The 21,674-nt window shown below is 70.4% G+C and carries 18 protein-coding genes, 1 pseudogene and 1 riboswitch; of the genes and pseudogenes, 4 read left to right on the forward strand and 15 right to left on the reverse strand.

Translation table 11 applies throughout. The features are described 5' to 3' along the window. Positions 1-70: 70 nt before the first annotated feature. Entirely contained in the window at positions 71-1,207 is a 1,137-nt protein-coding gene (locus OJJOAM_RS07885) for a class I SAM-dependent methyltransferase (protein ID WP_422649428.1), read from the forward strand. A gap of 15 nt (positions 1,208-1,222) precedes the next feature. Beyond that, positions 1,223-1,417 (forward strand): DUF2905 domain-containing protein, encoded by a 195-nt coding sequence (locus OJJOAM_RS07890; RefSeq protein ID WP_053820940.1) that lies wholly within the window; start codon positions 1,223-1,225, stop codon positions 1,415-1,417. Here the strand turns inward: OJJOAM_RS07890 and OJJOAM_RS07895 are convergent. The 7 genes and pseudogenes from OJJOAM_RS07895 to OJJOAM_RS07925 all read right to left on the reverse strand — a co-directional run bounded on the left by OJJOAM_RS07895 (position 1,412) and on the right by OJJOAM_RS07925 (position 11,466). Continuing rightward, the gene (locus tag OJJOAM_RS07895) at positions 1,412-2,983 is read right to left on the reverse strand and encodes a hypothetical protein (RefSeq protein WP_422649429.1); all 1,572 of its coding nucleotides are present in this window, start codon (positions 2,981-2,983) and stop codon (positions 1,412-1,414) included. The two genes, OJJOAM_RS07890 and OJJOAM_RS07895, sit on opposite strands and share 6 nt — an antisense overlap. Before the next feature lie 569 nt (positions 2,984-3,552). After that, the gene (locus OJJOAM_RS07900; RefSeq protein ID WP_422649430.1) at positions 3,553-4,746 is read right to left on the reverse strand and encodes a hypothetical protein; all 1,194 of its coding nucleotides are present in this window, start codon (positions 4,744-4,746) and stop codon (positions 3,553-3,555) included. Positions 4,747-5,117: 371 nt separating this feature from the next. Beyond that, positions 5,118-5,849 carry a hypothetical protein gene (locus OJJOAM_RS07905; RefSeq protein WP_422649431.1) on the reverse strand — a complete coding sequence of 244 codons (732 nt, stop codon included), beginning with the start codon at positions 5,847-5,849 and terminating at the stop codon, positions 5,118-5,120. A gap of 258 nt (positions 5,850-6,107) precedes the next feature. Further along, positions 6,108-7,353 (reverse strand): annotated as a pseudogene (locus OJJOAM_RS07910) (multifunctional CCA addition/repair protein). 25 nt (positions 7,354-7,378) lie between these two features. Further along, positions 7,379-8,068, reverse strand: a complete 690-nt coding sequence (locus tag OJJOAM_RS07915) for a glutathione S-transferase family protein (protein ID WP_422649432.1) — start codon at positions 8,066-8,068, stop codon at positions 7,379-7,381. A 190-nt stretch (positions 8,069-8,258) separates the two neighbouring features. Then, complete coding sequence (locus tag OJJOAM_RS07920; RefSeq protein WP_422649433.1) at positions 8,259-9,281, reverse strand: complex I NDUFA9 subunit family protein; 1,023 nt, start codon at positions 9,279-9,281, stop codon at positions 8,259-8,261. Positions 9,282-9,495: 214 nt separating this feature from the next. Then, positions 9,496-11,466: a transglycosylase SLT domain-containing protein gene (locus OJJOAM_RS07925; protein WP_422649434.1), complete on the reverse strand. Its 1,971-nt coding sequence runs from the start codon at positions 11,464-11,466 to the stop codon at positions 9,496-9,498. Positions 11,467-11,720: 254 nt separating this feature from the next. On the opposite strand from OJJOAM_RS07925, the gene OJJOAM_RS07930 reads away from it, so the two are divergent. Next, a complete protein-coding gene (locus tag OJJOAM_RS07930; RefSeq protein ID WP_422649531.1) occupies positions 11,721-12,248 on the forward strand; it encodes a 5-formyltetrahydrofolate cyclo-ligase in 528 nt (175 codons plus the stop codon). A 112-nt stretch (positions 12,249-12,360) separates the two neighbouring features. On the opposite strand, the gene OJJOAM_RS07935 is transcribed toward OJJOAM_RS07930, so the two are convergent. From OJJOAM_RS07935 to ahcY, 4 genes are all read right to left on the reverse strand, one after another. Next, positions 12,361-13,131 (reverse strand): Mut7-C RNAse domain-containing protein, encoded by a 771-nt coding sequence (locus OJJOAM_RS07935; protein ID WP_422649435.1) that lies wholly within the window; start codon positions 13,129-13,131, stop codon positions 12,361-12,363. A gap of 88 nt (positions 13,132-13,219) precedes the next feature. After that, on the reverse strand, positions 13,220-14,050 hold the full coding sequence (gene metF / locus OJJOAM_RS07940; protein ID WP_149317227.1) for a methylenetetrahydrofolate reductase [NAD(P)H]: 831 nt from the start codon (positions 14,048-14,050) through the stop codon (positions 13,220-13,222). 49 nt (positions 14,051-14,099) lie between these two features. Continuing rightward, complete coding sequence (locus OJJOAM_RS07945; RefSeq protein ID WP_150082763.1) at positions 14,100-14,453, reverse strand: phage holin family protein; 354 nt, start codon at positions 14,451-14,453, stop codon at positions 14,100-14,102. Between the two features lie 116 nt (positions 14,454-14,569). Continuing rightward, entirely contained in the window at positions 14,570-16,003 is a 1,434-nt protein-coding gene (gene ahcY / locus OJJOAM_RS07950) for an adenosylhomocysteinase (RefSeq protein WP_422649436.1), read from the reverse strand. A gap of 121 nt (positions 16,004-16,124) precedes the next feature. After that, a riboswitch (S-adenosyl-L-homocysteine riboswitch) is annotated at positions 16,125-16,220 on the reverse strand. Between the two features lie 119 nt (positions 16,221-16,339). Between ahcY and thiD the strand changes: the two genes are divergently transcribed. Next, the gene (thiD, locus tag OJJOAM_RS07955; RefSeq protein ID WP_422649437.1) at positions 16,340-17,179 is read left to right on the forward strand and encodes a bifunctional hydroxymethylpyrimidine kinase/phosphomethylpyrimidine kinase; all 840 of its coding nucleotides are present in this window, start codon (positions 16,340-16,342) and stop codon (positions 17,177-17,179) included. 109 nt (positions 17,180-17,288) lie between these two features. Here thiD and OJJOAM_RS07960 read toward each other — a convergent pair whose 3' ends face one another. From OJJOAM_RS07960 to OJJOAM_RS07975, 4 genes are read right to left on the reverse strand one after another with little or no spacing between them, the layout of a single operon-like run. Then, positions 17,289-17,741 carry a PaaI family thioesterase gene (locus tag OJJOAM_RS07960; protein WP_422649532.1) on the reverse strand — a complete coding sequence of 151 codons (453 nt, stop codon included), beginning with the start codon at positions 17,739-17,741 and terminating at the stop codon, positions 17,289-17,291. Positions 17,742-17,769: 28 nt separating this feature from the next. Then, positions 17,770-17,982 (reverse strand): acetyl-CoA carboxylase biotin carboxyl carrier protein subunit, encoded by a 213-nt coding sequence (locus tag OJJOAM_RS07965; protein ID WP_422649438.1) that lies wholly within the window; start codon positions 17,980-17,982, stop codon positions 17,770-17,772. Between the two features lie 15 nt (positions 17,983-17,997). Beyond that, a complete protein-coding gene (locus OJJOAM_RS07970; protein ID WP_422649439.1) occupies positions 17,998-19,428 on the reverse strand; it encodes an acetyl-CoA carboxylase biotin carboxylase subunit in 1,431 nt (476 codons plus the stop codon). Beyond that, positions 19,425-21,671, reverse strand: coding sequence for an acetate--CoA ligase family protein (locus OJJOAM_RS07975; RefSeq protein WP_422649440.1), 2,247 nt, complete (start codon positions 21,669-21,671; stop codon positions 19,425-19,427). Before OJJOAM_RS07975 ends, OJJOAM_RS07970 begins: the two co-directional genes overlap by 4 nt. Between the last annotated feature and the right edge of the window lie 3 nt (positions 21,672-21,674).

The raw sequence follows: 21,674 nt of genomic DNA on the forward strand, positions 1-21,674 counted from the left end.
AATCGCGGGATGCAGAAAACCGGTAGTTTTACCCCTTCCCTCCGCGGACGCGCTCGATGCCTCCACGGCATTGGCCGCGCGCATCGGCGAGGCCATCGACGCCGCGCAAGGCTGGCTCGGCTTCGACCGCTACATGGCGATGGCGCTCTACACGCCCGGGCTCGGGTACTACAGCGGCGGCGCGGCCAAGTTCGGCCGCGATGTGCGCGACGGCAGCGACTTCATCACCGCCCCCGAACTAACGCCGTTCTTCGCCCGCACGCTGGCCCGCCAGCTGGCGCAATGGCTCGAGCTGGGCCTGGACGAGGTGATGGAATTCGGCGCCGGCACGGGCCGGCTGGCGGCGGACCTGCTGCTGGCACTCGAAAACGAGGGCCGGCTGCCCTCGCGCTACTGGATCGTCGAACTGTCCGGCGAGCTGCGCGCCCGCCAGCAGGCCACGCTGGCCGCGCGCGCCCCGCATCTGGCCGCCCGGGTGCAGTGGCTCGACGCCCTGCCCGCGCGCTTCGAGGGCGTGGCGATCGGCAACGAGGTACTCGACGCGATGCCGGTGCGGCTCTACGCGCGCCTTGGCGGCGTCTGGCATGAGCGCGGGGTCGCGCGCGCCGATGACGGCGAGCATGCCAACGATGCGCGCTTCCGCTTCGCCGACCGGCCGCTGGACGCGGCCGACGTGCCCGCCGCCGTCGCGGCGATTCCCGGCGACCACGACATCGTCACCGAGACCCATGCCGAGGCCGAGGGCTTCGTCCGCTCGCTCGGCGCGATGCTGTCGCGCGGCGCGGCGCTGCTGATCGACTACGGCTTCCCGGCCAGCGAGTACTACCATCCGCAGCGCACCGGCGGCACGCTGATGTGCCATTACCGCCATCACGCCCACCCCGATCCGTTCCTCTATCCGGGGCTGCAGGACATCACCGCCCACGTCAATTTCAGCAGCGTCGCGCAGGCGGCGGTGGACGCCGGGCTGGAGGTCGCGGGCTTTGCTTCGCAGGCGCGCCTGCTGATGAATGCCGGCATCACCGAGCTGCTGATGACGCTGGACCCGAACGATGCGCGCAGCTTCCTGCCGGCCGCCAACGCGGTGCAGAAGCTGCTGTCCGAAGCCGAAATGGGCGAGCTGTTCAAGGCCATCGCGTTGACGCGCGGCCTGGCCGACAGCGTGCCGATCGGCTTTGCCGCGGGCGACCGCAGCCACACCCTGTAGCCACGGAACGCCCTCATGCTGCGCTGGACACTGACCATCTTCCTTTCCGTGATCATCCTGTCGTCCGCGCTGCCGTGGCTGCAAAAGATCGGACTGGGCCGCCTGCCGGGCGACGTGCGTTTCCGCCTGTTCGGCCGCGAGTGGGTGCTGCCGTTCGCATCGACCGTGCTGCTGTCGCTGATCGCGCTGCTGGTCGGCCGGCTGCTATGACGGTGCGCCGGGTACCGGCGGCAGGTCCATCGGCGGCACCCCCTGATACAGCGCAGCCAACACCGGTGCCTCGCGCCACGGTCCGTCATCCGCTTCCGACAACGCGATCTGCAACTCCCTGAGCGCATGCAGCGGCGATCCGCGGTACGCCGGCGGCAAGCTCCGCACCGCCTCCACCAGCGCCTGCCATGTTGGCACCCATGTCTCTCGCGGACGCCCCGCCACGGAGCCACGCGCCAGTTCCGACAGCACGCTGGCGCGCCGGGCCGCCGGCAGGCTGGCGGCGCGCTCGAGCAACAGCAAGCAGGCATCCGCGTGGTCGATCGCCGCGGCCGCCACCAGCCACCGCTGCTCGAGCGCCGGCGGCTGCGGGGCCATTGCGCGCAGCAAGGCCTCCCATGCCGCTGTCCGGTCGGCCGGGCCGAGGATCACCCCGGCGAGCCGCCAAAGCGCCAGCCAGGGTTGCTCGCGGTGGTCGGCGGGAAGGCGTTGCAGCAATGCGGCGAGACGCGGCACCGCGCGCGCCGCCATCGCCGGCGTGAGCCGACGCAGCTGATCGCAGGCCCGTTGCAGCTCGCCGTTCAGCGCATCGGGCGGCAGCTGCGCCAACAGGTCCAGATAGTCATCCCAGTGGCGCTCGCCCTGGTGCGGAAAGGCGGCGCAGAACTCGTACAGGACCGGTGCCCGCCCTGCCGGCGGCAAATCCGCGGCGGCGTCGATCATCGCGTCCCAGCGCGAATCGGGAAAGGGTCCGCTCAATTCCGCCAGCGCGGCGGCAAGCGCCTGCAGCGGCCCCGCGCGATGGCCGACCGGCAGCACGTCGACGGCATGCCGAAACAGCGCGGACCAGGCCTCGCGCCTGGCCTCATGGGGCAGCAGGCCGAGCGAGGAAGCCTGCGACGCGATCAGGACCGCGCAGCCTGGCGGTGCCAGCCTGCCCGCCTCTGCCCATAGGTCGCCCCACAGACGCGGCGCCACACAGACGCCGGGCGCCGCCTTGCAGACGATCGCGAGCCAATGGGCGCGCGTCGCCGCGTCGGTACATGCCTTCTGCCCTTCGGTCCACAGGCGGTTGCTGACTTCCAGCACTTGCTCGCGCGACGCGCCGGCATGGCTCCACGCGGCGACCCGGCTCAGCACCCGAAGCCGGCTCTCGCCGGGCAGATCCCGCAGCGCCTCCCATACCCACTGCCGCAGCTGGTCCGACAAGTCGATGTCGCCGGCATGCAGCCACGCCGGGCCCGCCGCGTCCGCCAGCGCGCACAGCACGGCAGTGCGCTGTGCCATGGCGGCCGCGCCTTCCTGCTGCGCCAGTGCCGGGTAGGCCGATTGCACGGTCGCAAGCAGCTCGACCGGGGCCCTGCCGAGCGAACGTACCGCCCAACACATCGCCGTCATCAGCGGCGCCATCAACGACGCATGCTGCAGGCCCGGCACCGTCATGGCGTGCAGCAGGCATGCCGGCAACGCGGCGGCCGCCTCCTGCGTCAAGCGGGGAAACTCGGTGCAAAGGGCCAGCAGCGCCGCAGGCTGCTGCGGCGGCGGGAGTCCGAGCGCCAGCCGCAACAGCGATCCTTGCAGCGAGCGCAGGTGCCGCGTCATCTCCACGTGGTCGACGATGCGTTGGCGCGTGGCCAGGTGCGCCAGCCTGCCGCAGCACGACAGCAACGCGCACAGCGGCCGCTGGCGCAGGCCCGCCGGCAGCGTCGCGACCGCCTCGATCATCGGACCGCACGCCCTGGCCCCCCACGAACGGATGCATCGACGCCAGGCGTTCGGCCAGTGCGGCCATATGGCCGGCGCGGACGTTCGGCGCAATGGCGCCGTCATCGATCTCCCGCAGCGCGGCCTGCAAGGTCGACAGATTGGACACGCGGCCGATGCACCAGTCGATCCTTGCCGACTGGATCATGGAAGCGAGTGCCGCACGCGTGCGCCGGTCGGCCTGTGCCATGCCGCCAAGGCGGCGATGGTCCAGATAGCCGGCGACGTGCCGCAACAGATCGGTCGTCAGTTCGTGCCAGGTGGCGCGCGTCGGCCCGGCCTGCCCGGGAGGAGGCGCGGTCGGCGCGAACGCCTGGTGCGTCATGAAGCCAGCATCGATTTGCCGCGGCATGGTGCCTCCGTGAAATGGCTCAGGGCCAGGTCTCGTCGATCCGCTCGCGCTTCGGCGCGATGGCTCGCATCGCCACCGGGTACCGCCACCGCTTCAATACACGGCGTACCATCGCGGATTCCGCAAAGGGATCGATCGGCTGGAATCCGGCCGGTATGTCGTCGGGCGCCACGCCGCGCAGCAGCGCGACGAAGTGCGAGCGGGCGGCCATACGGAGGCCGTGGGGCAGTTCGCCAAGCAAGCGCGCCAGCGATGGCAGCGGCGCGCCGCGATAGTGCGTCGGCAATTCCCGTACCGCGCGCACCAGTTCCACCCATGCCGTCACGCGTTCGCCGTCATGCCATGCCATGGCGCCGCGCGCGGCGGCGCAACGCGCCAGCCGGGCCAGCACCTCGGCCTGCAGCGCGGCGGGCAGCTCGCGTGCCTGCATCAGGACCCATTCGCATCGTCCGGCGTCGGCATTCCAGGTCGCACCGAGCAGGCATTGCTGCCGGGCAACGGGTGGCTGTCCGGCCAGCAATTCGGCGAGCATGTCCCACGCGCGCCGGTGCTCTTCCCGGTCGAACTCGAACACGCGGTTGACTCGCCGCAACAGCATCTGCCACGGCGCGTGCCGCTGCGCCGGCGGCAAGGCCGGCAGCGATTGGGCGATGTCCCACCACGCCTGCACGCGCTGCGCATGCGGTGCGAGTTGGACAATCCAGTCGGCGAGTTGGGTCAGCGCCCCGGCCCGCTCTCCGATCGGCAAGCGCGTCATGACGATTCGGTGGCATGGCACCCAGAACCGTTCCACGTTGCCGATTTCGATGCAGGCGAGCAGTACCTTGACCTGCGATGCCGCCGGCAGCGGACGCAGCGCCTCGAACAGGCGCTGCCAGCGAGGGTCCCTTCTGTCGGCCTCGTCGGTCAGCAAGGCATCGGCCAGCTCCGCCAGCGGCTCGGTCCGCGACCCCGCCGGCAGCGCGACGATTCCCTCGTAAAGGGCATGCCAGCGAGCCTCGCGTTCGGCCGCATCGGCCGGCACCGCGACGCCGCGCGCCAGCATGGCGAGCACGGGACCCTGTGCGCCGGCCGGCAGCGTCCGTGCCGCGTCGAACAGGCGGTCCCACGCATCCTGCGGCTCCATCCATTCGTGATGGGCGGCCAGTGCGGCGAGCCAACGCGCCCACTGCGCAGGATCGGCGGCGAAACGCTGGCCCGCGCCCCACAGCATGGGCCAGCGCTGCGCGGCGCTGTCGCTGTGCCGCTGCGCCCCCCGGTCCGGCAAGGGCGACCATCACGTCGAGCGCGGGACCGGAGGGCAATGACCGGGCGGCGTCCAGCAGATCGCGCCACAGGCCATGCGCCGCCGGCTCGTCCCGGACATAACCGGCTTCCCACTGAACGTCCAGCGTATCCGCGAGTCCCGCCAGCAGGGCAGCCTGCTCGCGCCATGAGGGCTCGCCGTCGGGCGTCAGCAGTCGCGCACCGGCCTGCAAGAACTGCTGCACGCGCTCGTCGCTGCGCGTTGCGCGGATGAACGGAAAACGCCGCAGGATCTGCGCCAGCACGGCGCCGCGATCGGGCATCGGCAGCTGCAGCGCCTCATCGATCCACTCGTCGACATCCGGCATCGCGTGCTGCGTCAGCGAGGCGATGCGCAGGCACGCGATCAGCGGCTCGGCGCGCTGCGCGGGCGGCAGCTGCTCCACCGCCAGCAACAGCGGCAGGGCGCCGCGTGGATGGCAAACCGCTTCCTGGCAGCGAGCCAGGCCCTGCATGACAGCGATCAGGGGGCTGCGCCCGCAGCGGGGCAGGCAGCCGTGCGATCCGTTCGAGCAGCACATCGCGCGCCGCCGCGACCACGTCGCCATCCAGCCTCGGCAGGCGTTCCGCCAGCGCGCACAGCGCGTTCGCCCGGTTGGCATCCGACAGCAGCGGGTCGCGCAGCGCTCGCACGGTGTACCTGAGCATCGACAGGCTCGACACGCAGGCGATGCGCCAGCCGATGCGGGCCGTGACGGTGGACGATGCCAGCGCCTGGTGCGTCCGCTTGTGGGTCAGGCGCAGGGCATCGAGCGCCTGCCATGGCAGGAAGCTGCCGACATGGGCGACCAGTTCCGCGGGGAGGCGATGCCAGCCGGTGTTGGCCTGCGCATCGGGAGGGGCATCGGCGCCGGCATCGACACCGGCATTGGCATCGGCGCCGGCATGGGCGCTGGCATCGGCAGCGGCATCGGCATCCGGCTCGGCATCGGCGGTTGCCCGGGCGCGGGCTTCATTCGATGCCGCCGGCATCGGAGAGGTGGGGAAATACGGAGCGATGGGATCTGGCATGGCGTATGACCTTGGAGAGGACAACGCCGGCGCGTGGCTGCCGTGCTCGATGGGCATCCACCGTGACGATGGGACGATGCGTTCGGGGGGCAGGCGTCGGCGGCGATCGGCTCGAATGCCAGACGGCGGGCCAAGGGACCCCGCATTCGAGCGAGGCGCCATTGTGTTGGCCTCGCCGGACCGTCTCTTTCGATTTGCGGCGGTGGCTTGCTGCCACGGCCCCGCTTGCAGGGCTGCTCTGGCTTTCGGTGGGTCGCGCTAGGCGCCGGCCTGTCCCAGCACGGCGGCCACCGCGGCAACGCGTGCCTGGTGCACGCGCTCGCGGATCAGCTCGACCTGCCCCGCGCATTCGCGCGCGATGGCGCCGGCATCGACGCCGGCGGCGGCCTCGCGGGCGGCCAGCAGGCGCGCCGGCTGCGGATAGTCGCGCCCCCTCGAAGCCGAGCCGGCCGCGCGCATCGGCCTCGCAGGCCTGCAGGGCCTCGGCGAAGCGCTCGGGCTTGCGCAGCGCGTCGCAGCGCTCGAGCAGCCGCGTCACCGCCGCGGCGCCGAATTCACTGGAACGATGGATATTGCCGTGCTCGCGCGCGACCAGCACGGCGAGGTCGCGGCAATCGGTCGGCACGCGCAGCCGCTTGCAGACCGCTTCGAGCAGCGCCACGCTGCGCTGCTCGTGGCCGATATGGCGCGGCAGCACGTCGGCGGGCGTGGTGCCCTTGCCCAGGTCATGGACCAGCGCGGCGAAGCGCACCGTCAGCGGGGCCTGCATCGCGGCGGCGGTATCGACGACCATCATCACGTGGACGCCGGTATCGACCTCGGGGTGATACTCGGCGCGCTGCGGCACGCCCCACAGCCGATCCAGCTCGGGCATCAGCCGCGCCAGCGCGCCGCACTCGCGCAGCACCTCGAACATCCGCGACGGACGCGCCTCCATCAGCCCGCGGGCCAGCTCCTGCCAGACCCGCTCGGCGACCAGCGCGTCGACCTCACCGCTGTCCACCATCGACCGCATCAGCGCCAGTGTCTCGGGCGCGACGGTGAACTCGGGCAGGCGCGCCGCGAAGCGCGCCAGCCGCAGGATGCGCACCGGGTCCTCGGCGAAGGCCGGCGACACGTGGCGGAACACCCGGGCGGCGAGGTCGCGCTGGCCGCCATGCGGATCGATCACCGGCCCGACCAGTTCACCGTGCTCGTCGACCGCCTGCGCCATCGCGTTGATGGTCAGGTCGCGCCGGATCAGGTCGTCCTCCAGCGTGACGTCGGGCGAGCAATAGAAGGCGAAGCCCTTGTAGCCGGCCGCGGTCTTGCGTTCGGTGCGCGCCAGCGCGTACTCCTCGCGCGTGCGCGGATGCAGGAAGACCGGGAAGTCCTTGCCGACCGGCTTGAAGCCGGCCGCCTCCATCTGCGCCGGGGTCGCGCCGACGACCACGTAGTCGCGGTCCTGGCTGGGCGTGCCCAGCAACTGGTCGCGGATGGCGCCGCCGACGGCGTAGATCTGCATGAAGCGCCTTCCTCGGTCCGGTCCTTCAGTGATGGACCACGACGGCATCGTCGCGATCCGGCGCGGCGCGATACGGCTCGTCCGGCGCGAGGAAATCCCGCTCTTCACGCGCGGCGGCGATCCAGCGCTGCAGCGCCGGCAGTTCCAGCACCAGGTCCGCGTAGGCCTTGGCCGGTTCCGGCAGATGGACGCCGTAGGTCGCGAAGCGGCACACCACCGGCGCATAGTAGGCATCGGCGATCGAGAACGCGCCGAACAGGTAGGGGCCGCCCTTGCCGAAGCGGTCGCGCGCCTGCTGCCACAGCTGCACGATGCGGTCGATATCGCGCTGCACCGCGACGTTCCAGCCCATGCCGGGCAGCATCGCGCTCAGGTTCATCGGCATCTGGCTGCGCAGGTTGCCGAAGCCGGCATGCATCTCGGCGCAGATCGAACGCGCGAACGCGCGCGCGGCCGCGTCCTGCGGCCACAGCTGCTTGTCGGGGAAGCGCTCGGCCAGGTATTCGACCACCGCCAGCGAGTCCCAGACCACGATATCGCCGTCGATCAGCGCGGGCACCTTGTTGGCCGGCGCATAGCGTCCGATCTCCTCGGCGAAGCTCGGCGTGAACAGGCGCACCGGCACTTCCTCGAACGGAATGCCGGCATGCGACATCAGCAGCCAGGGACGCAACGACCAGGAGGAATAGTTCTTGTTGCCGATGACGAGCTTCATTTGCGAGTCCTTCGAGAGGGAGAGAGCGAGGCGCGCACGGTGGATGGCATGCCGGGATGACGGCACGGCGCGCCACTCTGCGCTTCAGGCCGAACATTGTAGCCAGCGGCTCCGGACCGGGCCAAACGAATTGGGCTCGCAAGCGGTGTCAATCTGGGTCACATAGGCAGCGCATCGGCTGCCTCCTTCCTCACCGCCGATGCACGCTCGAGCGCAGCGCCTCCAGCCGGGTCTCCCTGCCGCCCGACAGCGCCTCGGTCATCACCGCCTCCAGGCTGGTCGGCTGCACGCCCAGTTCCGGCGCCATGGGGCCGGTCAGCACATTGTCCAGCCGCATCGAATCGAGGTTGTCGCGCGACATCACCGGGCCGCCCGGCATATGTTCGAGCACGGCCGCCTGCAGCCGCGCCAGCGCGTCGGGCAGCGCCAGCACCGGCCGCGGATGGCCGGACGCCTCGCCGGCGAAGCGCACCAGTTCCTCCAGCGTGTACACCTGCGGCCCGCCGAGTTCGTAGCAGCGGCCGATGGTGGCCGGGGTCGCCATCGCATTGACCATCGCCTGCGCGACGTCCTGCACGTAGACCGGCTGGAAGCGCGCCTGCGCGCAGGCCAGCGGCACCACGGGCGCGAGCCGCTGCATGCTGGCGAACAGGTTGAGGAAATGGTCGTCGGGGCCGAACACCACCGAGGGGCGGAAGACCGTCCAGTCGAGCCCGCTCTCGCGCACCGCGCGCTCGCCGTCGCCCTTGCTGCGCAGGTACATCGACGGGCCGGCGCTGTCGGCGCCGAGCGCGCTCATATGCAGCAGCCGGCGAACGCCGGTGCGCCGCATCGAGTCGATCAGCCGGCGGGGCAACTCGACATGGGCCGCGGCAAACCCGGGCCCATAAGGGTCGCCGCGGCCGCCGTGCAGCACGCCGACCAGATTGACGACGATGCCCTCGATGCCCAGCGAACCGATCGCGCTGTCGAGCGCCGCCTCGTCGGTGACATCGAGCACCACGATCTCGACCCGCGGCAGGGCCAGCAGATCGCGCGCATTGTCCTCGTTGCGGGTCGCCACCACGATGCGCTCGGGGTCCATCGGCGGGATCACCACCGTCGCGTGTTCGAGCGGCGCGTTGCTGTGGTTGGCCACGCCCGACAGGCGCGCGACCAGATGACTGCCGATAAAGCCGGAACCGCCGATCACCAGTACATTGCTCGTCAGCATGATGTCCTCCGTGGCACGGTGGCCGCGGCACGGCTGCCGCGGCGGGTTTCGACCCAGCGTTCGACCTGCTTTCGACCTGCGTTCGACCGCGGTCGAGCTGCGTTCGGCCTGCTTTAGACCTGCATTCGACCCGGCCCGAACGCGGCGGCGGACATCGCGCGAGCGCGCCTTCAGGGCACCGTCAAGGCACCGTCAAGGCACCATCAGCGCGCCATCAGGGCAGGCTGGTGGTCGTCACCTGCGACGGCACCACGGTGCCCAGCCGGGCCTTCAGCGACTGCGGATGTCCGTGCATCAATGCAGCATAGTACGTGGCGTTGGAGAGCACATTCTTGACGTAGGTTCGCGTCTCCGTGAACGGAATGGTCTCGGCGAAGATCGCGCCCTCCACCGGCCGCGACAGGCTGGTGCGCCAGCTCTTGGGACGGCCCGGGCCAGCGTTGTAGGCCGCCGAGGCCAGCGTCTGCGAGCTGTCCAGGTCGGTCAGCACCATGCTCATGTAGCTGGTGCCAAGCAGGATGTTGACGTTCGGATCGCTCATCATCGACGGCGTGAATTCCGTCATGCCGATCTTGCGGGCCACGTATTTCGCAGTGGCCGGCATCACCTGCATCAGGCCGTGCGCACCGGCCGACGAGCGCGCATTCATGATGAAGCGCGACTCCTGCCGGATGATGCCGTAGGCCCAGGCCATGTCGAGGCCGGCCTGGTCGGTGGCGCGCTGCATGATGTCGCGGAACGGCATCAGGAAGCGCAGCGAGAAGTCGTGCTGCGCCTGCGTGCGGTCGGCGGTGTTGACGGTGCGGTCCAGCAGCGAGATGCGGCGCGCGTACTCGGCCGCGGCCAGCAGCTCGCGGTCGCTCATGCCGCGCAGCTCCCAGTTCCACTCGCGGTTGCCCTCGAAGCGCAGGTCCATGTCGTAGAACGCCTTGGCGCGCTGGAAGCCGGGGCGCGTGCGCATCGCCATGGCTTCGGCATCGCTGACCTGGGTACGCGCCGGCAGCGTGATGCGCTGGCCCAGTTCCTCGCTGGCCAGTTGGCCGTAGAAGTGGAAGCCGGTGGCGATGGCCTGGTACTGCTGGCGGGCCTCGTCGTTGCGGCCCGCTTCGGCCAGCGACCGGCCCAGCCAGTAGGTCCAGGCCGGATCCTTGGTGCGCAATTCAGGGCGCATCGATTCGATCGCCAGGCGCACCAGCTTCCAGTCGCCCTGGCGCAGCGCCGCGCGCACGCGCCATTCCTGCGTCTCGGTCGACAGCCACTGGTTGCCGCCGAGCTCGACCTGGCGGCGGAAGTAGCCGGCCGCGTCGGGCAGCAGCTTCTTGGCGGCGAACTGGCCGACCACGCCCCAGCCGGCGCCCTGCTCGTCGCGCGACAGGCTGCCGGAGCTGGCGGTCAGGTAGGCGGCGGCCTGCGCCGGATCGTTGCGCGCCATCTTGACCACCGTGGCCAGCGTGTCGCCATCGACGGCGCCGTCCGGCACGGTGGCGGCGATGCGCCCGGCCAGCGTGGTGTAGTTCTGCTCCAGCGCCGTGCGGGCCTGGAAGGCGACGTCCGAGCGGGTGATCTGGCGGCTCTGGTACAGATAGCCGATCAGGTCGACGCAGCCCTCGCCATAGTTCTTCGGCTCGGTCAGCAGCGCGCGCGCCTCGGCGGCGACGTTCTGCCCCTTGAGCGCGCGCGACAGCAGCGCATAGCACTCGACCTGGGTATCGTCCTTCAGCACGAACTGCGGATACTGCGCGTCGAAGTTGGCCCAGTCGCGCCGCTTGCCGAGCACCAGCAGCCAGTCGTTGCGCATGCGGTCGGCGATCGCCTCGCCCTGGTAGCGCTGCAGGAAGGCGCGCACCTCGTCGTCCGGCGCGTCGATGCGGGCCAGACCGCTGGCGTCGAACAGCTGCGGCTTGATGCGGAAGTATTCGACGTACGACGGCACCGGGTAGTCGACCAGCGTGGCCGAGATCGCATAGGCGCGCGCCACGTCGTTCTTGCGGGCGGCCTCGCGCAGCGCCCGGAAGGCGTCGTCCGGATTGCTCGGGATCATGGTCGACGCGGCGCCCTGCCCGTTCGACGATACCGTGCGCTTCTGCGCGGCGGCCGGCGTTGCCAGCAGCGTCCAGCTCAATGCGGTGGCGATCGCGGTCAATGCGAACTGTCCCGCACGCTGCCGATATACTCCCTTGCGCATCCTGTCTTTCCTTGTTGTGGCGGCCAGGCCGGCCCTCCATGTGGCTGCCGAACCGCTTTAAATCCAATAGTCCGCGGACATTATCACACGCACTTCTCACCGGCCGACGCTGGACTAACCCCCGCTTCGGCCCGTATTTCTCCCGCTCATGGCCAACGCACCGACCGGTCCGCTCGATCCCTCGACCACGCCCCCCGCCACCGTCGTCGCCGTCCGGCGATCCTGCGTCCGATCCCGCCGCCGAGCGCCGCACGCTGCGCGCCGCGCTGCTGCATCGTCGCGCCAGCCTGCCGCAGCGGCAGAAGCTGGACGCGCGCATCGAGGCCGAGCTGGCCGCGCTGCTCGACTGGCTGCCGGTGCGTTGCCTGGGGTTCTACTGGCCGATCCAGCAGGAATTCGACGCGCGCGCAATGGTGGCGCGCTGGCTGGCGGGTGCCCCGGGGCGCGACGCCGCGCTGCCGGCGGTCAGCCGCCCGGGCGTGCCGCTGGATTTCCATCGCTGGACGCCCGACACGCCGATGCGCGAAGGCCGCTACGGCATCCCGGTGCCCGACGGCACGCCGGCGGTGACGCCCGACGCGCTGCTGATTCCCTGTGTCGGTTTCAGCGCGGAGAAGTTCCGCCTGGGCTACGGCGGCGGCTTCTACGACCGCACGCTGGCCGCGCTGCCGGCCAGGCCGGTGGCGATCGGCATCGGCTACGAAGACTGCCGGATCGCGCTGGCGCCGGCCGCGCATGACATCCCGATGGACTGGATGGTGACGGAGGCCGGGCGCTTCTAGGGTCCCTGCCTGCCTACCTTCGCGTCGTCCCCGCGAATGCGGTGAGCCAGTGGCGTTTGAAGACGCTGGATGCCCGCTTTCGCGGCAACGACAGCATGGCCGTTCGGCCTCGTCAGCCATCCGCGGGCGCGGACGCCGTGCCCTCCGGCAGCATCAGCGAATCGACCAGCGCCCGCATCCGGCGCCAGTGCGAGCCTTCCCAGAACACCCGGCGGCAGGCCTCGCAGGTGGAAAAGCGCTCGTGCCGCTCCAGCACCGCGGGCGGCACGCGGCCGGCCACCTCTTCGCTCGACGCGGCGCGCAGCGGCACATTGCAGCTCAGGCACAGCGAGAACGGACGCGCCTGCCGGCGCAGGTCCAGCCTCGTGAAGATCTCGCGCAGCTGCGCCTGGGGCTTGAGCGCGCGCACATAGCAGCCATGCGTGATGCTGCCGCGCTTGAGCAGCTCGCGGTCGCGCGTCAGCACGATGCGGCCCTCGCGTGCGGCGATGGCCTCGATCTCGCGGTCGTCGAAGTGGTTGTCGTAGAGGGTGTCGTAGCCGGTCAGCCGCAGCAGCGCGGCCAGCCCGCCCAGATGGGCGTCGGCGACGAAGCGGGTGACCCGCAGCGGTGCGGGCCGTACCCGCAGCAGCGGCGTGACGTCGAGCGCCTCGAAGGTCGGGTAGACCGAGACCCGGTCGCCGTCGGCCAGCACGCGGTCGAAGCCGCACGACTCGCCATTGACCAGGATCAGCTCGACCTCAGTGTGCGGCACCCCGAGCGCCTCGATCATGTGCTTGACCGTGGCCGCGCGGGCGCAGGGACAGGACCAGTCCCGTCCACGCATCGCCGGGGGAAGGAAATCGTTCAGCTCCTCGTAGAAGCGGAACGTGGCGGTAACCATGCGGCACAGTATGCCATCGGCGCTTCGCCCCTCACACCTCGCACCTCACACCTTGCACACCGCATGACCGCCGTCGCGGCGCCGCGCCTTACAGCTTCAGCCGCTGCCAGATCGCCTTGGTCGCGCCCGCCGCGTTCAGCGTGTAGAAATGCAGCCCCGGTACGCCGCCGGCCAGCAGCCGCTCGCACAGCGCGGTGACCACGTCCAGTCCGAAGGCGCGGATCGCCTCGCGGTCGTCGCCGAAGCTCTCCAGCCGCTTGGCGACCCAGCGCGGCACCTCGGCGCCACACATCTCGGAGAAGCGCATCAGTTGCGAGTAGTTGGTGATCGGCATGATGCCGGGCACGATCGGCACGTCCACGCCCATCGCGCGCACGTCGTCGACGAAGCGGAAGTACGCGTCGGCGTTGAAGAAGTACTGCGTGATCGCCGAATCGGCGCCGGCCTTTACCTTGCGCACGAAGTTCTCGAGATCGTGCCGTGGCGAGCGCGCCTGCGGGTGGTACTCCGGATAGGCGGCCACCTCGATCTGGAACCAGTCGCCGGTCTCCGCGCGGATGAACTCGACCAGCTCGTTGGCGTAGCGGAATTCGCCGATCTCGCCCATGCCTGAGGGCATGTCGCCGCGCAGCGCGACGATATGGCGGATGCCGTTGTCGCGGTAGGTGCGCAGGATCTCGCGGATGCCCTCGCGCGTCGAGCCGACGCAGGACAGGTGCGGCGCGGCGTCGATGCCGTCGCGCTGGATCTCCAGCACGGCGTCGAGCGTGCCCTGCTGCGTGGTGCCGCCGGCGCCGAAGGTCACCGAGATGTATTTGGGCCCCAGCGGGGCCAGCTGCGCGCGGGTATTGCGCAGCTTTTCCCGGCCCTCGGGCGTCTTGGGCGGGAAAAACTCGAAGCTGTAGTAGCGGTCTTGCATGATGGTGGTGCCGCCGTCGAGGCGGCGCGGGGAAGGGGAGCGCCCGGCGTCAGGCCACTTCGCGGTCGCGCAGCAGCAGGCCGGCCAGCAGGGTCGAGATCACGCTGTACAGCAGCGAACCGAGCAGCGCGGTCCAGAAGCCCGACACGGTGAAGCCCGACAGCAGATTGCCGACGAACAGGAACAGCAGCGCGTTGATCACGAAGATGAACAGGCCCAGCGTCAGCAGCGTGACCGGCAGCGTCAACAGCACCAGGATCGGCCGGATCAGCGTATTGATGATGGCCAGCACCGCCGCCGCGATCATCGCCGAGCCGAAGCCCCGCACTTCGATGCCGTCGACCACCGCGCTGATCGCGAACAGCGTCAGGGCGTTGATGATCCATACCGCCAGCAATCTCATGGCAACTCCTTGTCGGTAAGAAGGGCAAAGCCAAACGCGCGCCGGGTGCCGCTGGCGTGCTCCCGCTCCCCCCAAGCGGGAGAGCGGAGCATCACCGCGGGCAATCCGGCCCGGAATCAATAACGGTAGTGATCCGCCTTGTACGGGCCTTCCTTCGGCACGCCGATATACGCGGCCTGCTGGTCGGTCAGCTCGGTCAGCTGCGCGTTCAGCTTCTTGAGCTGCAGGCGCGCGACCTTCTCGTCCAGGTGCTTGGGCAGCGTGTAGACGCCGACCGGGTACTTGCCGCTATCGCGCTCCTGCCACAGCTCGATCTGCGCCAGCGTCTGGTTGGCGAACGAGCTGCTCATCACGTACGACGGGTGGCCGGTCGCGCAACCCAGATTCACCAGACGGCCCTTGGCCAGGATGATCAGCTTCTTGCTGGGTTTGTCGCCAACTGCGGGGAAGATCACGTGGTCGACCTGCGGCTTGATCTCGTCCCACTGGTACTTCTCCAGCGAGGCGATGTCGATCTCGTTGTCGAAGTGGCCGATATTGCAGACGATCGCCTGGTCCTTCATCTTGACCATGTGGTCGTGGGTGATCACATGGTAGTTGCCGGTGCAGGTCACGAAGATGTCGGCCTTGTCGGCCGCGTATTCCATCGTCACCACGCGGTAGCCTTCCATCGCGGCCTGCAGCGCGCAGATCGGGTCGACCTCGGTGACCCACACCTGCGCCGACAGCGCGCGCAGCGCCTGGGCGCTGCCCTTGCCCACGTCGCCGTAGCCGCACACCACCGCGACCTTGCCCGCGATCATCACGTCGGTGGCGCGCTTGATGCCGTCCACCAGCGATTCGCGGCAGCCGTACAGGTTGTCGAACTTGCTCTTGGTGACCGAGTCGTTGACGTTGATCGCCGGGAAGCGCAGCTCGCCCTTCTGGGCCATCTGGTACAGGCGGTGCACGCCGGTGGTGGTTTCCTCGGTGACGCCGCGGATCGCTTCCAGGTTACGGCTGTACCAGCCCGGATCCTGCGCGAGCTTTTCCTTGATCGCGGCGAACAGGTAGGTCTCTTCCTCGCTGCCCGGCTTGGCGATCACCGACGGATCGCGCTCGGCGCGCGCGCCCAGGTGCAGCAACAGCGTGGCATCGCCCCCGTCGTCCAGGATCATGTTCGGCGTGCCGCCGTCGGCCCAGTCGAAGATGCGGTGGGTGAAGTCCCAGTATTCCTTCAGCGATTCGCCCTTGAAGGCGAACACCGGCGTGCCCGAGGCGGCGATCGCGGCGGCGGCGTGGTCCTGGGTCGAGTAGATGTTGCACGAGGCCCAGCGCACGTCGGCGCCGAGCGCCTTCAGCGTCTCGATCAGCACGGCGGTCTGGATCGTCATGTGCAGGGAGCCGGCGATGCGGGCGCCCTTGAGCGGCTGGCTGGCGGCGAATTCCTCGCGGATCGCCATCAGGCCGGGCATTTCGGTTTCGGCAATGGCAATTTCCTTGCGGCCCCAGCCGGCCAGGCCGATGTCGGCCACCAGGAAATCGTTCTTCAGATCGGTCACAGCGTTCATGTTTCACTCCGTCGAAGAGTGGGACGCCGGTGACGAAAGAGGGGACGGGTCCGGAACGGCTGCGGGCCCAGGGGCTGGGCGCAGCGTGCGGATAGGTCGACTCGCCACCGTGCGAACCACGGTTCAGCGAGCGCCGTTGAAGACATTCCGAGCCTGGCGGATGGCAGAATGCGGGGGTTGGGCCCGCGCGCCGTCCGTTGCAACGCTCCTCGGAGTGGCGGTATTGTACCTGCCCTGCGCGGCGACGGTGTGCCGCTCTCCGAATTCTTTTCGGCCGGTCCGGACCCGCTCGGCAACCCGCCGCCGGCCCTCCCGGACCTCGCCTTTCGACTCGCTATGACCGCCTTTCCCCCGCGTACCCTGACCATCGCCGGCTCCGACTCCGGCGGCGGCGCCGGCATCCAGGCCGACCTGAAGACCTTCGCCGCGCTCGGCTGCTACGGCATGAGCGCGATCACCGCGATCACGGCACAGAACACGCTCGGCGTGACCGGCGTGCACGCGATTCCGGCGGAGATGGTGGCGGCGCAGATCGACGCGGTGGCCACCGATATCGGCATCGACGCCGCCAAGACCGGCATGCTGGGCACGGCGGCGATCGTCGAGGCGGTGGCCGCCGCGGTCGATCGCCACGGCCTGCGCAAGCTGGTGGTCGATCCGGTGATGGTCGCCACCTCCGGCGCGACGCTGTCGGACGATGCCACCGCGCAGGCGATGGTGCGGCTGCTGTTCCCGCGCGCGCTGCTGGTCACGCCCAACCTGCCCGAGGCCTCCTACCTGCTGGGCCGGCCGGTCACGCGCCGCGCCGACATGGAGCGCGCCGCGCAGGAATTGATCGAACTGGGCTGCCAGGCGGTGCTGCTCAAGGGCGGGCACCTGGCGGAAACCGGCGAGCAAGGGGGCGAGCAGGGCAGCCTGGACGACCTGCTGATGGGCGCCGACGGCAGCGTGCGGGTATTCAGCCATCCGCGCATCGATACCCGCAATCTGCACGGCACCGGCTGCACGCTGGCCGCCGCGATCGCCTCGCAACTGGCGCGCGGCGATGCGCTGGAGCAGGCGGTGGGCACCGCGCTGGATTTCGTCGCCCAGGCCATCGCGGCCGGCGCGGACCTGCGGCTCGGCGCCGGCAACGGCCCGCTGAACCACGGCTTCGCGCCGCGGGTATTGGGGTGATGAGAGTGTTGCCGGGCGCTGGATTGCACTCTCCCCTGGCCCTTTCCCCTCCCCCGCTTGCGGAAGAGGGCAAGGGGCGCCCCGACAGCCGACGCGGCTGATCGCCCCGTCAGTTCCCCCCGGCCGCCAGCGGCACCAGCTTGAACGCCGCCCGCGCCACGCAGACCACGTTGCCGGCCGCGTCCTTGACCTCGCCGTCGCAGAACGCGATCCGCGCGCCGCGCCGCATGCAGCGCGCTTCGAAGGTCAGCTCGCCGCGCGCGGCGGCCAGGAAGTGGGTCGACATGTCGATCGTGATCACGCCGGTCTCCAGCGGCGCGTGCGAGCGCGCGGCGCCGCTGAGCGTGAAGTCCAGCACCGCCATCAGCGTGCCGCCATGCACGTCGCCACGGCTGTTGACCAGGGCCGGATGCGCCGGTAGCCGCGTCCGGCACAGCCCGTCCTCGATATGGACGGGCTGCAGGCCCAGATGCCGCATCAGCGGGACGTCGATGCCGAAGTAAGGCTTTTCGGCCGTGCCCGGCGCGACCGGAACGATTTGCGGGACGACCTGCGGGACGATTTGCGTGCTGCTTTCCAAAACCACTTCCTTACTCGAGTTCGATCACGACCTGGCCCTCGGCGACCGCATCGCCGGGTTGCACCAGGATGGCCTTGACGACGCCGGCCAGCTCGGACTCGAGCGGGATTTCCATCTTCATCGACTCGATGGTCATCACGGCATCGCCGGCCGCAATGGTAGCGCCAACTTGCACGTCGACGGCGCAGACATGGCCGGCGACGGCCGCTTCGATTTGCTTCATGGGGACTCCGGGGGATCAGGTTGTCAGGGTGGAGGCGGGCGCCGGCGCCGCGCCGGATGCCCTTGTTTCTGCGATTGTTTCGCCGGCCAGCACGCGCTGCGCGAGGCCGGTATCGATGCGCCCGGCGATGAAATCGTCGTCGGCGAGCACCCGCTGGATAAAGGGAATATTGGTCTTGACGCCCTCGATGGCGAAGGCGTCCAGCGCCGCGCGCAAGCGCGAAATGGCTTGCGCGCGATCGGCGCCGGTGGCGATCACCTTGGCCAGCATCGGGTCGTAGTACGAGGTGACACGGCCGCCCTGGGCATAGCCGGTCTCGACCCGCACGCCCTCGCCCATCGGCGGCCGATACACCGTCAGCGTCCCGGGCGACGGCAGGAAGCGCACCGGGTCCTCGGCATAGACCCGCGCCTCGATCGCATGGCCGCGCAGCCGCACCGGCGCCGGCAACACCGCCTCGATCGGCTCGCCGCGTGCCAGCCGCAACTGCGCGGCGACGATGTCGATGCCGGTGACCTGCTCGGTGACCGCATGCTCGACCTGCAGGCGCGTATTGAGCTCGAGAAAGACGAAGCCGGTCGCCGGCGTGTACAGCATCTCGACGGTGCCGATCACGTCGTAGCCGAGTGCCGCCAGCAGCGTGGCCAGGCGCCTTGCCATCGCGTCGATCTCGTCGGCCGGCACGTTGGGCGCGCGCGCCTCCTCGATGACCTTCTGATGGCGCCGCTGCACCGAGCAGTCGCGCTCGCCCAGCACGCGCACGCCGCCGTAGCGGTCGGCCAGCACCTGGAACTCGATATGGCGCGGCCGCTCGATCAGCTTCTCCAGATACAGCTCGGCCTGGCCGAAGCTGCGCTGCGCCACCGAGCGCGCACGCTGCCATGCCGCGGCCAGCTCGCTCTCGTCGCGCGCGGGCAGCATGCCGATGCCACCGCCGCCACCGGCCGGCTTGATCAGCACCGGATAGCCGATGCGCGCGGCGGCCCTGGCGACGACGGCGGGATCGTCGGGCAGCACGGCGCTGCTCGGCGTCATCGGCATGCCATGGGTCGCCATCAGCGCGCGCGCCTCGGTCTTGTGGCCGAGCCGGCGGATCCAGCGCGACGACGGACCGATGAAACACAGCCCCGCCGCCTCGACGCGCTCGGCAAAGCCCGCGTTCTCCGACAGGAAGCCGTAGCCCGGATGCACGCCGTCGGCCCCATGCTCGCGGGCGATCCGCAGCAGCGCGTCCTGGTTCAGATAGCTCTGCAGCGGCGGTGCCTCGCCCAGCCGCGCGCGCACCGTGGCCTGCTGCAGGTAGGGCGCTTCGGCATCGGCGTCGGAATAGACCGCGATCGACTCGATGCCCTGCGCGTTCAGCGCGCGCAGGATGCGCGCGGCCACCGCGCCGCGGTTGGCGACCAGCACGCGGCGCAGCGGACGGATCTGCAATTTGGGCGTCATCGCGGCACCTCGCCATCGGCGACGCGCCGCACCACCACGGCATCGACGATCACCGGGGCGGCGTCGCCACGCGGCACGATCACCGGATTGGCATCGACCGACTCGGCTTCATGTCCGGCTTCAAGTCCGGCCTCACGTCCCGCCCCGCTGCCGGCGAACCAGTCGCCCAGCGTCACCAGCATCGCCGCGAGCCGCTCGACATCGACGGCCGGCATGCCGCGCACCGCGCCGAACGCGCGGGCGATATGCAGCCGGGCGATGGCCTCGCGCGCCTGCGCGGCGGAGAACGGCGCGGGCAGGAACTGCACGTCGTCCAGCGCCTCGACCAGCACGCCGCCCTGACTGATCATCACGACCGGCCCGTAGACCGGATCGCGATGCGCGCCGACCGCGAGTTCGAACGCCCCCTTGTGCTGACGCGCGATCAGCACGCCGCCATGCTCGACGCCCCGCTCGGCGGCCAGCGTCGCCAGCCGGGCATCGAGCTCGTCGAAGGCGGCCAGCGCGCGCTCCTCGCTGTCGAGGCCCAGGCGCACCAGCCCGTACTCGGACTTGTGCGTGATCGACGCCGACACGCCCTTGGCGACCACCGGCAAACCCAGCTCCGCAACCGCGCGCCGCACCTGCTCGCGGTCGCGGCACAGGCGATGGGCGACCGCCGGCAACCCGGCCGCGGCCAGTTGCGAAAGGCTTTGTACTTCGTCGAGCGTGGTGGTGGCGAACGTAGCGGCACCGCTCGACGAAGCCGGCAGCGCCGGTGTTGCTGCCGACATCGCTGGCGCCGCTGATGCCGCTGATGCCGGCACCGCCGACGGCGCCGCCAGCACCGTGGCACGCGCCTGCACATAGCGGGACAGCAGCCCCAGCGCGCGCATGGCCGCGCGCTCGCTGTCGAACACCGGCACGCCATGCCGGCGGAAGGCCTGCGCGACCCACTCCTGATTGGCGCTGACCACGACCGGCACGCCGCTGGCCGAGGCAAAGCGCCCGGTCTGCGCGGAGAAGTCGTCGAAGTCGTAGCCCTCGCCCCTGATCGGAAAGCCGACATGGATCATGTCGGCGGCCCCACGCTCGGCCACCGCGTCGAGCGTGCGGCCGAAGATCTGCGGCTGGCCCAGCAGCGCGGTGGTCATGTCGATCGGATTGCGCGCGCTGACGTAGCTCGGCAGCACGGCGCGCAGCGCCTCGGTGCCGGCCGCGTCGAACTCGACCAGGCGCAGCCCTTCGTCCTCCGCGGCATCGGCCGCCAGCACGCAGGTTGCGCCCGAATTGCTGATCGCCACCACGCCATCGCCGCGCGGCCGCTGGCCGCCGACGAAGACCTGGCAGTACTCGGCCAGCTCGCGGAAGTCGGCCACGCGGACGATGCCATGCCGGCGCAGGAAGGCATCGGCGAGCGCGTCCTCGCCGGCCAGCGCGCCGGTGTGCGAGCTTGCGGTCAGCTGGCCGGCGCGCGTGCGGCCCGCCTTGACGGCGAGGATCGGCACGTCGCGCTTGTGCGCCAGCCGCGCGGCCTGCGCCAGCACCCGCGGATCGCGCAGCGACTCGATATAGAGCAGCACCACGCGCACCTGCTCGTCGTGCAGCACCGCGCGCACGACCTCGGCGGCGCTGACGTCGGCCTCGTTGCCGGTGGCGACCATATAGCGCACGCCGATGCCCCTGCGGCGCAGCCCGCCATAGACGATGGCCGAGCCCGCGCCGCTCTGGCTGACGATGGCGACCGGACCGTCCTGGCCCGCCTCCTCGTTGATCATCGTCGAGAAATGCGCGATCGCGCCGCTGGCGAAGTTGGCCAGGCCCTGCGTGTTCGGACCGAACAGCCGCAGGCCGCCGGCACGCGCGCGCTCGACCAGCCGCCGCTGTTGCGCCGCGCCCGCCTCGCCCAGTTCGGCAAAGCCCGAGGAATAGATCACCGCGCCGCGCGCGCCGATCGCGAGGCATCGCTCGATCGCCTGCTCGACCTCGGCGCCCGGCACGCTGATCACGACCAGATCGGGCGCGGCCGGCAAGGCGTCGAGCGACGGATAGGCTGGCAGGCCCTGGATCGTCGCGCGATTCGGATTGACCGGATAGATCGCGCCGGCAAAGCCATGCCGGCGCATATAGTCGATCGGCCGGCCGCCGGCCTTGACCGTGTTGTCGGAGGCGCCGAGCACGGCGACCGAGCGCGGCGACAGCAGCGACAGCAGGGCGCTGCCGTCGTCGGCCGGCGCCGCGGGATTGGCATGAAGATCGGTCATCGC

Origin of the sequence: Cupriavidus sp. H18C1, from assembly GCF_049311595.1 — a bacterium.
Classification (GTDB): domain Bacteria; phylum Pseudomonadota; class Gammaproteobacteria; order Burkholderiales; family Burkholderiaceae; genus Cupriavidus; species Cupriavidus cauae.

Coding starts and splice junctions, on each gene's coding strand:
- metF (WP_149317227.1), bottom strand. CDS start 14,050: ATGCAAGACCGCTACTACAGCTTCGAGTTTTTCCCGCCCAAGACGCCC.
- OJJOAM_RS07935 (WP_422649435.1), bottom strand. CDS start 13,131: ATGGTTACCGCCACGTTCCGCTTCTACGAGGAGCTGAACGATTTCCTT.
- ahcY (WP_422649436.1), bottom strand. CDS start 16,003: ATGAACGCTGTGACCGATCTGAAGAACGATTTCCTGGTGGCCGACATC.
- OJJOAM_RS07890 (WP_053820940.1), top strand. CDS start 1,223: ATGCTGCGCTGGACACTGACCATCTTCCTTTCCGTGATCATCCTGTCG.
- OJJOAM_RS07925 (WP_422649434.1), bottom strand. CDS start 11,466: ATGCGCAAGGGAGTATATCGGCAGCGTGCGGGACAGTTCGCATTGACC.
- thiD (WP_422649437.1), top strand. CDS start 16,340: ATGACCGCCTTTCCCCCGCGTACCCTGACCATCGCCGGCTCCGACTCC.
- OJJOAM_RS07970 (WP_422649439.1), bottom strand. CDS start 19,428: ATGACGCCCAAATTGCAGATCCGTCCGCTGCGCCGCGTGCTGGTCGCC.
- OJJOAM_RS07900 (WP_422649430.1), bottom strand. CDS start 4,746: ATGCTGTGGGGCGCGGGCCAGCGTTTCGCCGCCGATCCTGCGCAGTGG.
- OJJOAM_RS07920 (WP_422649433.1), bottom strand. CDS start 9,281: ATGCTGACGAGCAATGTACTGGTGATCGGCGGTTCCGGCTTTATCGGC.
- OJJOAM_RS07975 (WP_422649440.1), bottom strand. CDS start 21,671: ATGACCGATCTTCATGCCAATCCCGCGGCGCCGGCCGACGACGGCAGC.
- OJJOAM_RS07905 (WP_422649431.1), bottom strand. CDS start 5,849: ATGCCAGATCCCATCGCTCCGTATTTCCCCACCTCTCCGATGCCGGCG.
- OJJOAM_RS07945 (WP_150082763.1), bottom strand. CDS start 14,453: ATGAGATTGCTGGCGGTATGGATCATCAACGCCCTGACGCTGTTCGCG.
- OJJOAM_RS07915 (WP_422649432.1), bottom strand. CDS start 8,068: ATGAAGCTCGTCATCGGCAACAAGAACTATTCCTCCTGGTCGTTGCGT.
- OJJOAM_RS07965 (WP_422649438.1), bottom strand. CDS start 17,982: ATGAAGCAAATCGAAGCGGCCGTCGCCGGCCATGTCTGCGCCGTCGAC.